The 13,407-nt window shown below is 67.6% G+C and carries 7 protein-coding genes and 3 pseudogenes; 7 read left to right on the top strand and 3 right to left on the bottom strand.

Annotated elements, in window-relative coordinates:
• Window positions 1–415: 415 nt before the first annotated feature.
• Window positions 416–651, top strand: a pseudogene (locus ACO1BR_RS39205) (FAD-dependent monooxygenase); the annotation flags it as partial.
• A 176-nt stretch (window positions 652–827) separates the two neighbouring features.
• Here the strand turns inward: ACO1BR_RS39205 and ACO1BR_RS39200 are convergent.
• Complete coding sequence (locus ACO1BR_RS39200) at window positions 828–2,186, bottom strand: DUF2254 domain-containing protein (protein ID WP_426799880.1); 1,359 nt, start codon at window positions 2,184–2,186, stop codon at window positions 828–830.
• Between the two features lie 804 nt (window positions 2,187–2,990).
• Between ACO1BR_RS39200 and ACO1BR_RS39195 the strand changes: the two are divergent.
• The 5 genes and pseudogenes from ACO1BR_RS39195 to ACO1BR_RS39175 all read left to right on the top strand — a co-directional run.
• A pseudogene (locus ACO1BR_RS39195) lies at window positions 2,991–4,242 on the top strand (IS3 family transposase).
• Between the two features lie 312 nt (window positions 4,243–4,554).
• Entirely contained in the window at window positions 4,555–4,992 is a 438-nt protein-coding gene (locus ACO1BR_RS39190) for a hypothetical protein (protein WP_426799879.1), read from the top strand.
• A 280-nt stretch (window positions 4,993–5,272) separates the two neighbouring features.
• Window positions 5,273–6,859 (top strand): S8 family serine peptidase, encoded by a 1,587-nt coding sequence (locus ACO1BR_RS39185; protein WP_426799881.1) that lies wholly within the window; start codon window positions 5,273–5,275, stop codon window positions 6,857–6,859.
• A 739-nt stretch (window positions 6,860–7,598) separates the two neighbouring features.
• Complete coding sequence (locus tag ACO1BR_RS39180; protein ID WP_426799878.1) at window positions 7,599–8,711, top strand: hypothetical protein; 1,113 nt, start codon at window positions 7,599–7,601, stop codon at window positions 8,709–8,711.
• Window positions 8,712–8,830: 119 nt separating this feature from the next.
• Window positions 8,831–9,379: pseudogene (locus tag ACO1BR_RS39175) on the top strand (PP2C family protein-serine/threonine phosphatase); the annotation flags it as partial.
• 140 nt (window positions 9,380–9,519) lie between these two features.
• Here the strand turns inward: ACO1BR_RS39175 and ACO1BR_RS39170 are convergent.
• Entirely contained in the window at window positions 9,520–11,562 is a 2,043-nt protein-coding gene (locus tag ACO1BR_RS39170) for a beta-N-acetylhexosaminidase family protein (RefSeq protein WP_426799877.1), read from the bottom strand.
• A gap of 53 nt (window positions 11,563–11,615) precedes the next feature.
• Window positions 11,616–12,074, bottom strand: coding sequence for a hypothetical protein (locus tag ACO1BR_RS39165; RefSeq protein WP_426799876.1), 459 nt, complete (start codon window positions 12,072–12,074; stop codon window positions 11,616–11,618).
• A 282-nt stretch (window positions 12,075–12,356) separates the two neighbouring features.
• Between ACO1BR_RS39165 and ACO1BR_RS39160 the strand changes: the two genes are divergently transcribed.
• Complete coding sequence (locus tag ACO1BR_RS39160) at window positions 12,357–13,337, top strand: hypothetical protein (protein ID WP_426799875.1); 981 nt, start codon at window positions 12,357–12,359, stop codon at window positions 13,335–13,337.
• The last annotated feature ends 70 nt before the right edge of the window (window positions 13,338–13,407 follow it).

Genomic DNA, 13,407 nt, shown 5'->3' with positions numbered 1-13,407 from the left:
GCTCCGCAGGCTGCCAGGGTGGCTCCGGTGAGTGCCACCAGGGCGGCGGCAGCCGCCTTCTTCGCACTGTCCAATGCCACAGCAGATCCCTCCAACGGCACCCCGGCGGGCATGCCTGTTCAGCGGTGATGGGTGGTGGTGCGCCCCACGGGTGGGGGCGGGGGAGTGGGCTGCGCGGTGGTCGTCGTGGACCTGGGCCGCGGCGGGTGGATTCGGCGGCTGATGCGCCTGTTCCTGGTTGGCCTACTCCTTGTGACGGACCGGACACGAATGGTCCGTTTTGTACGTTATGTCGATTACGGTAGGGCAATCCGGAGCCGTAACCCAGAGGCTCACTGTGTGATCTGCGTCCCTTCGGACCTGCGGTGATGCGCCGCATGGCCTACCGCCCCGAGATCTCGGGGCGGCCACCGCGGTGCGGGCCATCGCCGACACCGACTTCAGCGCGCACCTGCCGCGCTGGCTCTCCCACTTCAGCGACGCGACCCGGCAAGCCGAGCGCTACCGAATCGGCCGAATGCAGCCGGCCGACGACGCAGCCCACATCCACCCGGCGACCGGCGGCCAAGGGCTCAACCTCGGCGTGCAGGACGCCTTCAACCTCCGGCCTCCGGCTGGAAACCAGCCGCCACGGAGAGCGGCCGAGCGCCGTAAGGACTGCTGAACAGCTACCACGCCCAACGACCCCGATAGGCGCCCGCGGCCGGCCCTCGCTTGTGGCTCCGGAGCCCATCGGTGATGTACGCACCGTTTGGAGTGCGAGCCGGGTGGGGTGGCGACGGCTGACGTTGCCGGGACGTCACGGCCGTGTTCGGCCGCGACCCCGGTCACCGGCGGGGACCGGCCTTCATCTGCGCCTGCAATGCCTCGTAGCGGACCCGCACATCGCGGCGGTCGTTGTCCTCCCGCACGGTGTCGTCGCACGCCCGCTGGATCATGTCCGCCTGGTCCATCAGCACCTGGCGGCGCTCCGCTTCCAGGGTCTGCTCCATGATCTTGGACAGGGCGTCGAGCTGCCGGATCATGACCGCCGGCATGCCCACTCCGGCCTGCCGGATCTTCTCGAAGGACCGCGCGATGAGTCGCTCGTAGTCCGCCTGGTAGGCGATCAGCCGCACCCGTCCGCTCGGGTCCCGCCGCACCCGGCGCGGGTGCCAGCCCGTGGTGATGCGGCACAGACAGTCGCTGAGCCAGTCGATGCAGGTCATGGCGGTGAAGGTGTCGTTGACCGCCGGGGACAGTGCGCGGATGGCGATCTCGACGAGCTGGTCCACGCCGAACGAGACGTCCTGGGCCAGGGTCCGGTAAGGGCCTGTGACCTGTCCTCGGGCGAGCTCGTGTTCCACTTGGGCCGCGGCCTTGGCCGGCCACACGGCGGCCAGCGGATGCCCCTCGACCAGGAAGTGTCCCGGCCGGTAGGGCAGGTGGATGACGGCGTCGGCGTCGGCGGCGATCCTGACCAGTCGCTCATGGCGGATGAACTGCAGATACCCGCTGTGCGGAGTGCGGATCACCGCGCCGGACTCGTCGATCTTGACCAGGAGTTCCTCCCAGGAGGGCCCGCACTCCCGGTTGACGGGCGTGGCGGGGTCCTCGCCGCCCTGGGCCTCTATCGCCCCGGACAGGTCGCGCGCGATACCGGCGATCACCTGCGGCAGCTGGATGCTCGTGGCGATGTGGTGGATGAAGTAGATCAGGACCGCGAGGTCGACCAGGGTCAGTCCCAGCGCGACGGTGACGGACAGATGGGGCACGAAGTCACCGTGCGGACCCGGGCTGATCACGACCAGCACGACCACGGTGTAGAAGAACGTGGCCACGAACGAGCCCAGGGTCAGCTGCGTCCCGCGGTCCCGGATGAAGTTGCGCAGCATGCGCGGCCCGAACTGGGTGGAGGCCAGCGTCAGCGCCACGATCGTGATGGAGAAGACCAGAGCGACGACAGTGATGACCGCGGCAGCCATCGTCGACAGGATCTGGCGTGCCTCGTCGGCGTGGCCGGAGATCACCCAGGAGGGAAGCGTGGCATGCCCGCTGTAGACGGCGCGGTCGAAGCTGTAGGTGACGGCGAAGAGTCCCGCAGCGGCGAGCACCACGGCCGCGGGTACGAACCACAGATTGGTCCGCAGCGTCTCTCGCCGCCAGTCGGCCTCCAGATACGCGCCGCCGCGCATCAGAACCCGCACCCGAGCAGTTCGCTGCGTTCGCCAGAGCAGCACGACGGGGAAGATTGCACCAATGCCTCCGGGGCCGACGGACAAGAGCGCCGACCAGACTTCCCGGCTCACCTGCAACGATCCTACGACGGCAGCCTGCGGCCCGGCCACCGGGCAGGTCCCGCGGCAGGGCGACGCGGCCCCGGTCAGCACGCAATTCGACCGGCGAGGTTCCGATGGCGTTCGGTCTGGCACGCCGCGAATTGCGGCCGAGACTCTCGCTGCGGCTGGGCGAGGGTGACAAGCACTGGCTGACCAGTCTGGAGGGGCGCGTCGCGCTGTCCCTGGTCGCGCTGCGCTTGGTCGCGTACAGCCCCGAGGCCACCGTGCCCTGTTCTTCCGGCCGCGGTGGCTCGGCGGCCCGCGCCCTCAAGGTGCGGGAGCTGGTGGCCAAGGCTCCGGAGCCCGCTCCGGTCATAGGGTGTCAACGGCCTCTTGGTGCTCCCCGCCAAGAACGGCGCCGGTGGCCGCGTCGTCTCCTTCGACCGGAACGCGTAGTCCCCGCATATCCTGGTCAACACCAGTACGGGCGGCGGTAAGTCGGTGACCCTGCGCAGCATCACCTGCCAGATGCTGCACCACGGTTCGTCCTCGACACCAGGCGGATCCCCCAACCCGTGGGCGCGCGGCATCCCGGGCGTCACGGGTAAGGAAAAAAGCCCATGATCTCTGATCCAAGTGGACCTGACGCCCAGTCAGTCATGCCGTCCATGCGTTCTCGCTGTCAATCGTTCCGGGTTCGGTAGGAACTCGATCGTTTGAGAGGGTCGAGTGATGGCACGTCCTTCCCAGTACCCGCTTGAGCTGCGCCGTCGTGCGGTGCTGATGGTCGCCGAGGTGCGGCCGGAGTACGACACCGAGTGGACCGCGATGAAAGCGGTCGCCCAGAAGCTGGGCATCGGCACGACCGAGACGCTGCGCAAGTGGGTGCGGCAGGACCGGATCGACGCCGGGACCCGTCGGGGCGCGACGAGCGAGGAGTCGGCCGAGCTGAAGCGGCTGACGAAGGAGAACGCCGAGCTGAAGCGGGCCAGCGACATCCTCAAGGCCGCAGCGTCTTTCTTCGCGGCCGAACTCGACCGGCCACACACACGCTCGTAGCGTTCATCGACGAGCACAAGGACCGCTTCGGCGGCGTCGAGCCGATCTGCCGGGTCCTCACCGACCACGACTGCAAGATCGCCCCGTCCACCTACTACGCCCACCACAAACGCCAGGCCGCGCCCGCGGCCCGCACCGTCCGCGACGCCGAGCGAAAGGCCCTCAGCACCCAGGCGTACGAGCCAACTACCGTGTCTGTGGCGCCCGGAAGATCTGGCGGCACCTGAACTGCCAGGATGTCGCGGTGGCTCGCTGCACCGTTGAGCGTCTCATGCGTGAACTCGGCAGCACCGGAGCGGTCCGCGGCAAAAAGGTGGTCACCACCCTCCCTGATGCGAGCGCGGAACGGGCCCCGGACCTCGTGGACCGCGACTTCGTCGCCCCCGCCCCGAACCGCTGCTGGGTCGCCGACTTCGCCCACGTCACCACGTTCGCAGGCGTCGTCTACGTCGCCTTCTTCGTGGACACCTTCTCCCGCCGCATCGTCGGCTGGTCAGCAGCCACATCGAAGGAGACGCAACTCGTCCTGGAAGCCCTTGAAATGGCCTTGTGTCAGCGCGACCGAAATCAACACCCTCATCAGAAAGGAGAGTTGATACATCACTCCGATGCCGGGTCGCAGTACACATCGTTCGCGCTCGCCGAGCACCTCGACCGGGCAGTCATCGCCGCGTCGATCGGATCGGTCGGCGACGCCTATGACAATGCCCTGATGGAGTCCACGATCTGCCTGTTGAAGATCGAGTTGATCAAGCCCCGCCGGCCCTGGAAGACGCTCTCCGAGGTCGAGCCGGCCACCGCTGAGTGGATCGACTGGTACCGCCACCGCCGACTGCACGGTGAGATCGGGTACACCCCGCCCGCCGAATACGAGACCAGCTACTACCGAGCAACCACGAAACCCCAGGTCACAGTCACAACCTAGAGTCTCGATCAAACCCGGAACGAATCAGCTCTCGATGACGCGGGTTGGCGGCGTGAGCCCCGTCGGAGTGAGCCCCAACCCTCGGACGGTCGTCTGGTTCGACGAAGGCTCGGCAGATCCTGGGCTGCAGGGCGAATCACGTGCTGTGCGAGTGGGCGATCCGATCGCCATTGGCCCCCGTGGCGCTCCTCCGATTGCAGCCCAGGCGACGACGCCCTAGCTTCGGAGTGCATCGGATTATTCCGATAAAGCCGATATAGATCCTATGTCGGCTTCCCTCTTGTTTACTCGGATGGAGCATTCATGTCGGTGATGACCGGTACCCAACCCCTGCAGCAGTTCGGTCAGCAGATGGGCGGCCAGCAGCAGATCGCGCAGGTAGTCCAGCAGGCGATCCAGCAGGCGTGCCAGCAGACGGCCCAGCAGGTCGCGCAACAGATGCACCAACAGCTGCAGCAGATCCAGCAGGTCCATCAGCAGCTCCAGCAGCAGGGGCTGGCCCAACAGGCGCACCCGTACCTGGCTCTCGCGCTGCACCGCTCGCTGCACGCGGGTATCCGGCACGCGGTGGAGCAGTCCGTGCAGCAGGCGCTGCCTACCGCGATCGTGACCCTGCTCCAGCAAGGCCAGCAAAGCCAGCAGGGCCAGCAGGGCCAGCAGTGGGGCGGCGGGTACGGCCAGCAGTTCCCGCAGTACCAGCAGCCGGGCTTCGGCTACGGCCAGATGGGTCAGCCCTTCGGTATCGGCTGATTCCTGGCGGCGCGCGATGCGGTGTGCCTCGGGGTGATTCCCGGGCACGCCGCATCACCGTGGAAGCGCGAGCCGCCCGTTGCCGGATCAGGAGCACACATACGACGTAGGCGTGGTGAAGGTGGACGTAATGGTCAAGGAAAGGCCCGGAAGCAACCGCGAGAGCGGGTCCGAGGGTGCGGGGGCAGGTGGGCCGGGACCTGAGAGCAAGGAAACGGGACCACGCAAGAAAGGCGCGCAGTCACCGATCACGGTGCAGCCGCGCCGGGAGCGGTACTTGGTGACACCGCTGCCGCAGCAACTGCTCCCACCGGGAGTACCCGAACTCGACATGGACACGGTTTGTGACCAGCTGGACCGGATGCCCGAAGTCAAAGTGATCCGCAGACTCCAGCCGTCGCGCAAGCTCCAGTCGGCCGGGCTGCCCCTCTCCTGCCCGGAAATCGCAGTCGTCCAGGCAGCCGAGACCCAGGTACCGGCGATGCAGTCGCTGCACGTGCACATCGAGCCGGACCTGCCGCTGGCCGGAACCGGACCCGCCGCCACACCGACCGCGGGCATTGTGCCGCTCCGCGATCCGGGGCTGGTCACGCCGCTGGAGCAACCCGTAGAGATCTCGTTGCGCGTCTGCGGCCCGGACGGCGAACCGCTGGCCGGCGCGGGGGTGTTCCTGATCGGAGCGACATGGCCGAGCCAGGGCATCACCGGGGCCGATGGGACGGTCACCATCGCGCTGGCGACGGAGACCGTACAGTCCGTTCAGTCCCTGTACGTGCGGCCCAGGGGCGGTTACACGGACCGCTGGATCCATCGCCCTGACCTGTCGGCGACCCGGGAGAACCTCGTCACCCTCACCCCGCTGGCCCAGGCGTACCCGGAGTTGGAGAAGCGGCAGCAGTACGGCTGGGGCCAGCAGGCCATGCGGCTGGACCGGCTGCCCCCCACGTTCCGCGCCTTCGGCGTCAAGATCGCGGTCATCGGTTCGGGCGTCAGTGCCGAGCACCCCGACCTGAAGCAACGGGTGCGCTCCGGGGCCGATCTCGTTCGCGGCACGGACGAGGGATGGGCTCGCGACACGATGGGCAGCGGTACACACGCGGCGGGCATCATCGCCGGGGCGGACACCGGCAAGGGCGTCATCGGTATCGCGGTCGACGCCGAGATCGAGGTCTGTCAGGTGATGTACGACGGGCATTTCAGCGATCTCATCGCCGCCCTGGACCACTGCATTGAACGTGAGGTCGACATCGCGCACATCGCAGTGGCGACCCCGTACTCGTCGGCGCTGGTCTCACGCAAGCTCGCCGACGCCAACATGGCGGGCATCGCCTGCGTCGCCCCGGCGGGCGACACCGGCGGGCCGGTCGCCTTCCCGGGCTCGCTGCCCACCGTGTTCACCGTGGGCGCGCTGGGAGTCTTCGGCTCGTACCCGCAGGACACGTCCCAAGCCACCCATTCGGGACCGCAGTTGACACCGGAAGGGCTGTTCGCCGCGCCGTTCAGCTGCCACGGCCCCGGCGTCGACGCGGCCGCCCCCGGTGTGGCGGTCCTGTCGTGCGAGCCACAGGGCGGATACGCGGCTCTCGACGGCACCGGCACGGCCTCGGCCCATGTCGCCGGCCTTGCCGCCCTCGTTCTCGCTCACCACGAGGACTTCCGCGGCCAGCTGCTGCCCCGCGGATCTGGCCGGGTGCGGCACTTGTTCGAGATCATCTCGGCCAGCTGCCGCCAGCTGGCCGCTCAGGGCACGCTGGAGGCGGCCCGCGTCGGACGCGGCTTGCCCGACGCTCTCATCGCCCTCGGTCTGGCCCCCGGAGTACAGCTCGCTCCGACCTTGTCACCGTACGCCCCGTCCATGGCCGGCTAGGCCCGTCCCTCATCGCAGACTCACAGAACGGCACCCGCCTTCAAAGGCGGGTGCCGTTCGGATTGCCACAGTGTGTCCGAACATCGCTGCCCGTGGAGAGGGGCGGCGCCCCGACCTATATGTCCCGTGCGTGCGGCAGAAACCTCAGGGACTACCAGTCGTGGCCGACGACTCTGGCGTGGCACCAGTTCGAAACAGCGGAGTCGGACCAGATCAACTGAGACAGCGCCCGGCATTCACCTGCCCAGGACCTCAGCAGCTGAGATTCCCGGCGTTCCCACGTCTCAACGGAACTGGTCGCCGCAGGTCTGGAGTCTGCCCCGGAACGAGATCGTTTACGACGGGACAGGGGTGCTTGGCGCCTCCTCGCGGATTGAGCGTTGTGTGCCCCGCCACCAGCGCACACGAGTGGATCAGAGCCGCCCGCCATGGCCGCCGCCACTCGGAGTGCAAGGTCGACCCGCGCACGGGATCGAACTCGTGGAGTGGTGATCGTCGAGATCGTGAGTGCCGTTCGGTGACCGCCGGCCTCGTTTGCTGATCTTGCCCACGCTCCCACGGCCTGTTGCAGTTGTGTCGTGAGCGGGCAGGCGCCCTGTTCCCGCTGCTCACCCCCTGGCTCACTCGCGGCAATACCGTGGTCACCTGTGCCTGCGAGAAGAGCAGCTGTATCTGTTCAAGGGTGCGCGGTTGGACGCGGTTCGCCGCGTGGCGCGTGCCTCTCAAGGGAAGGTCCCCCATGACACGAAAGCTGCCCGGGTTCAGTCGCCGGGCCCGCGTCTCGGTCGCCGGCGTCGGGACAGCGGCCGCTGCGGCTGCCGCGGCTCTGCTCGCTCCGAACGCAATCGGTGCGTCTGCGACCTCCAGCACCGGAATCGACGTGCCGTCCGGCTACTCGACCCAGGTCTTCGCCTCTGGTGGGTCGTTGAGCTCCCCCGACGACATCGCTCTGCTGGGCGGGAACGTCTTCGTCGCCTATCAAAACGGTGTGGGCGCCAAGGGCGAGCCGTCGTCCTCGGGCCAGACTGCGAGCACCGTGGTCGAGTACACCCAGCAGGGCCACAAGGTGGCGCAATGGAACCTGACGGGCAAGATCGATGGCATGACCGCTGACCCGTCGGCGCAGCGCATCATCGCCACGGTGAACGAGGACGACAACAGCAGCCTGTTCACGCTCACCCCGGGTGCGGCCTCCGGTGCACAGCTCGCGCACTACCAGTTCAGCCCGAGTCCGCTCCCGCACGGCGGCGGCACCGACAGCATCTCCGTTGTGGGCGGCGCCCTGTACATCTCGGCGTCCAACCCGTCGCCGAACGCCGATGGCAAGACCTTCAGCGGTCCGGCTCTCTACAAGGTGACCCTCTCCGGCACCACCGCGACCGCGAAGCCGGTATTGAAGGACAACTCGACCGCCGTGGACGCCCAGTCCGGCAAGCAGGTCACCCTCAACCTGTCCGACCCGGACTCCAACACCGTCGTCCCGGCCTCCGCACCGCGGTTCGGCGGAGACCTGATGCTGGACAGCCAGGGCGACAGCGAGCAGATCTACCTCGCCAACGCGGGCACCAGCCGGCAGAGCGCCCAGGTCCTCAAGCTCAACACCCAGGTGGACGACACCGCGATCGCCACCAGCACCAGTGGCACGCTGTACGTCACCGACCCGGGCACCAACCAGGTCGTCGCCGTCCGCGGCTCCTTCACCCCCGGACAGACCTTCGCCGCCGTACCGGACGACTCCAAGGTACTGGCCGGTGCGCTCGGCAGCCTCAACCTGCGGACCGGCTCGGTGAGCCCGTTCGGCAAGGGCTTCAAGAGCCCCCACGGCCTGCTGTTCGTCCCCACGACCAGCTGACGCCATGCCAGGCCAGGGGGAAACGGCCCCCGGTGAAGCGGCGGACCGGACCTGCTGCCACCTTCACCGGGGCCATCGTCATACCCGGGGGACGGGAAAACACGGTCGCCCCGAACGGTTCTCGCACCGCAGTGTGTATCGACAACGCCCGCTCACACCAGAGCGTGCGCAACACCGCCGGACCCTGCAGCGCAGCCTCCATCAGGACCACCCGCCCCACCTTCCCGGTCTGCAGGTCGCCTCCCGGTACCGGCCCGCACAGGCCGCCTACGAGGTCGGCGGCGACCGGTACGACGCCCTTCCGCTCGACGGCGACAAGACCGCACTGGTCGTGGGCGACGTCATGGGCAGTGGCATCGACGCCGCCGCCACCATGGGCCGGCTGAACACCGCCACCAGAGCCTTCGCCGACGTTGACCTCGACCCCGCCCAGGTCCTCCAGCACCTGGACAAGATCACTTCACGACTGGAGCAATACATCGCCACCCGCGTCTACGCCGTCTACGATCCACACCGCGCCGAGTGCCGCATCGCCACCGCCGACCACCTACCCCCCCGCCCTCGTATGCAGCGGCAAGCACCCCGAACTGCTTGACCTGCCTACCGGCACACCGCTCGGAGTAGGCGGCGTTCCCTTCGAAACCACCACCTTCGGCTTCGGCCCCGGCGGCGGCTTCGGCTGAATCAGCCGTCGACAGGCCGGCCCCAGCTCACACCAGCCCCAGGACCTGCAACTTCAAGATGAAACGGGCTCAATGAGCAGATGCCACAGCGTCGCGCCCGCCCCTTGTTGAGGCTCTGGGAGGGGTCAGCGGAGTGCAGGGGCTCGTTTCAGGAAGGTGTCGAGTACGCCGTCGGCGACTTTGACAGTGCCCTGAGGCCGGGTAGCACCCGCGATGGTACGCAGCTCTGATGCCTGGTCCGCCTTGGCCCGGGACCGGGTCAGCAGCTCACCGGCCCGCTCCGCATTCCCGTCGAGGCGTGCCTGGAGTGCGTCGCAGGTGGCGATGAGGGCCTGGCTCCACAACGTGAGAGCGTCCAGCCAGGGCTTGGCTTCGGTGGCCAGGTCTCGGTCCTTGGCGTGGGTTCTGATCCGCTCGGGCGCCGCGGCCATCAGGCGGGCGTACGAACGCAGTTGGTCCACGGCCTGACGCTTCTGGCCGCTTGCCCACTGGGTGTCGAAACGTTCCAGCCGGGCGGCCAGGGCAGGGGCCTGTGGTTGCCAGGGGGCTCCCTTCCAGCTGGGGGCCATGTGCTGGGTGTCGAAGAAGAGTTGCAGTGCCTGGGCGGTCGCGGCGTCTCCGTCGGCGAGGTGGTCGGCGGCCGCGCGGGCGCTGGCCGTCGGGTCGTAGTCCCGGGTGTTCCATGCGTAATCGGCGCCGGTGAATTCGGCGACTTTGCTGGCCGAGGCCTGGTTCATCGGGTTGAGCACCACGCCGGAGAGGTGTTCGTCCAGCTTGCGGGCGCGCTTGGCGTAGGGGGCCAGGAGCAGGCGTCCGGTGGTCTGGTCGGAGTCGTTGACGGGGTAGTTGTCCCACAGCAGTACGTCGTGGCCCCATACTGCCGCGGCATCGCGGGCCTGGTCCGCGGTGATGCTGGTGGGCAGGACGTCGGTGCCGGTCCACATCGTGCCGATGTGCTCGTCCAGCTGGTGGCGCAGTGTTCTCTTGTAGAGGGTGTCGGACAGGTCGCTGTACTGGGTGGGGACCATCCGCAGTGGCCGCATGTCGCGATGGCGGTCGATGAACCCCCGCTGTACGCGGTTGAGCAGCTCGGCCTGGGCGGCGGCCAGGGACTGTTCGGTGACGGTTCCCCAGCGGGACAGGTCCGCCGCACAGCTCCACACCGGCAGTGGGTGGATGTCGTCGAAGGCGATGGCGAAATCGCGTATGCCCAGGTCGTGGAGGGACTGAAGCTTGTCGGTGACGGCCTGCCGGTCGTCGGGCGAGTTGTAGCAGATGGACTTGCCCGGGGAGAGGACGTAGGTGAAGCGCACATGGTGGGCGCGGGCGGCTTTGGTCAGGTCGGTCAGCCGGCTCGCCTGCCCTGCGGGGTAGCGGTCGCGCCATCGGTCCCGCTCGTACGGGTCGTCCTTGGGTGCGTAGAGGTAGGTGTTGAGCTTCATCCGCCCGTAGAAGGCCAGTTGGTCCAGGCGTGTCTGGTGGGTCCATGGTCTGCCGTAGAAGCCCTCGACCACGCCTCGTTGCGGCATGGACGGATAGTCGACGACCGACGCTCCGGCGATCGAGGAACGGCGGGTGAGCTGGGCGAACGTCTGGGCCGCGTAGTAGACGCCGTCGGTGTCCTTGCCGGCCAGCAACACGGCCGGGCGGCCTCGCAGCGAGCCGGTGGTGATCTGGTAGCCCTCTGCGGGGAGGGTGCCCTGGCCGAAGGCGTTGCTGCGCTCAAGTAGGCCGGCCACCGGCTCGCTGTCCGTCCGGCCGATGACGATGGTGAGCGGCGGGCGTCCGCCGGTGGGGGGCGTCTTCTTGGGCCCGGGGGCGCGTACGTCAGTGGGGTGCGCCTTCTCGCGGGTGGCGAGATCTGAGTCCGTGGAGGCGATCGCCTTGGGGCCGGACACATGCACCTCGGTGGCGCCTGCCGAGCGCAGTGCCTGTTGGACGCTTTGTACGGCGAAGTCGTCTGCGCCCTCGCTGCGCAGGACGTCCAGGGTGGCGGGGACCGGCAGGTCGGGGCCGGTACGGCGGATCTGGCGGGGCGTCGGCGAGATCCGAGGCAGTGCGGGGCCGGTCTGTTCGGTGGACGTGACGGTCGGCGGTGGAGGGACGGCAGGCCGGGAGGGATCGCTGTGCAGAGGCGATACGCATCCCGTGAACAGGGGGGCGGTCATGGCCAGGACGACCGTGACGAGCGTGGACCGTGTTCCCGCACGCCGTGCCCACGTCACTGCGCGTCTCCCGCTGCGTCGCGCGATGCGCTCCTGGCGCCGAGCAGCATCCAGGCGGCCGTCAACAGCAGCAGGAACCAGCTGCTGGGCACCAGAAGGAAGAGGGAAGTGGCGATGGAGGCAACCGGGTCGCCCAAGGGCAGGATGAGCCAGTACGTGGCGGCGCTGGTGGCCACCAGGCCCAGTGTGGACAGCGGCCAGACCAGCAGCCCGGCCGTTTTGACGCGGGCGCTCCATCCCGGGGTGACCAGCCATATGACAGCGCCGATCAACCAGCCCACCACCGGCAGGATGTATCCACCGAAGACCACGAGAAGCACCGCGCATGCCTGACGGCGGCTGCGCCCTCTTATGCCGGTGAAGCCGCGCTCTGGGCTGATGTCGGTCGTTCCTGAGCTGGTTGCCGCTCGCCATTCGTGGGGTGTCGACGGTTGTGAAGCGACTCGTTCGTTCATGCGGCTCTTGCTCTTTCCTTTGACTGTGCTCTTCGGTGAACGTGCCATTCGCACGCTGCACCTTCAGCTTCAAGGCAATCTCATGCCGACCCGCAAGACGTAAGAAGTGCCGAAATCGGTTCCCGTGGATGAACAGGGGAGTGGGCACCGGGAATCCTCTGCAACTTTCGTTTCGGCGCACGGCTTTCTTTCGATGGATGCGCTCCGGCGATAGCGGCGCTCATACTTCTTGCTGCCCCGGCTGAACCAGGCAGACATATGACTCCGGATGAGGAGAGAGTCATGAGGACACCCGCCGAACCCACCACAGGAATTTCTGGCCGCAGGCGGACCCGGCTGGTCGCCAGGGCCCTCGCGGCGGCCGCCGGCCTCACCGTGGCCTCGCTGAGCGGCACCCATTCTCCGGCTTTCGCGGGCGAGGGCGTGTGGTACGACAGCGATGCACAGGTCGACGCCATGCTCGCGCGAACGGCTCCCCTCAATAGCTCAGAAGCTGTCATGGGCTACCCGGTCAGTGGACTGGACACCAAAATGATCCAGCTCGCCGAGGTGGAGAGCAAGTATCCGCACGAGAAAGCACTTGAGGACGTAAGAGTCAAACTCGGCAGCGCCTTCAAACGTGATCCTGATGTCGCCGCCAAGGACAGCCCGGACATCCGCACAAGCAGCCAGGACGTCATCGAACCGTGGATCCCGCGCGGTTCGTTCGACAATGGGAAGTCCGCAAAGGAGGAATGCCGTGACCAGGGGATACCTCCCGCGCCCGGAGTAGAGGTCAAGCCGGCATGCGGCTTTGTCGGCGTACTGGAAAGCCCCTACCCGAGCATCAGTCAGACGCCGCACGTCGCGGGAGAATCGAAGCTCACCTTGAAGCAGGAGGCCACGGTCAGCAAGGTGGAGAGCAACACCACGGGGTGGTCCGTGGGCGGGAAGGTCAACGCCAGGATCAATAAGGCGGATACGGGGGAATTGGGCGTCGAGGGCAGTTTCGAGTACAGCCAGTCGACGACCACGACGCATGGTTTCACGACTATGCGCGACGAGACGGTCGAAACCACCGTCCCCGGCGACCACTTCGGCTGGATCGACGAACGCGTCAACGGAGGCTGGTACATCGGCTACATCGTCTACAAGATCACCCTCATGAACGGGGCGGATGATGCGCCGAAACAGAAGCTTGTTGCCATCCCCGCGCGGGTCCTGATTCAGTCCCCCACCACGCCCAGTCCGGTGACGTGGGCCCAACGGAAAGTCACCTCGTGAGGAACACGATGAACACCGTCCTGGCGCCGTGATCACCGTCACTGCGTGAGGAACACAGCAGCACCTGGGG

This window comes from Streptomyces sp. YGL11-2 (assembly GCF_050054615.1).
GTDB lineage: Bacteria > Actinomycetota > Actinomycetes > Streptomycetales > Streptomycetaceae > Streptomyces.
Note: the sequence above shows the minus strand (reverse complement) of the source record. Positions and strands in the feature narration are given on the sequence as shown.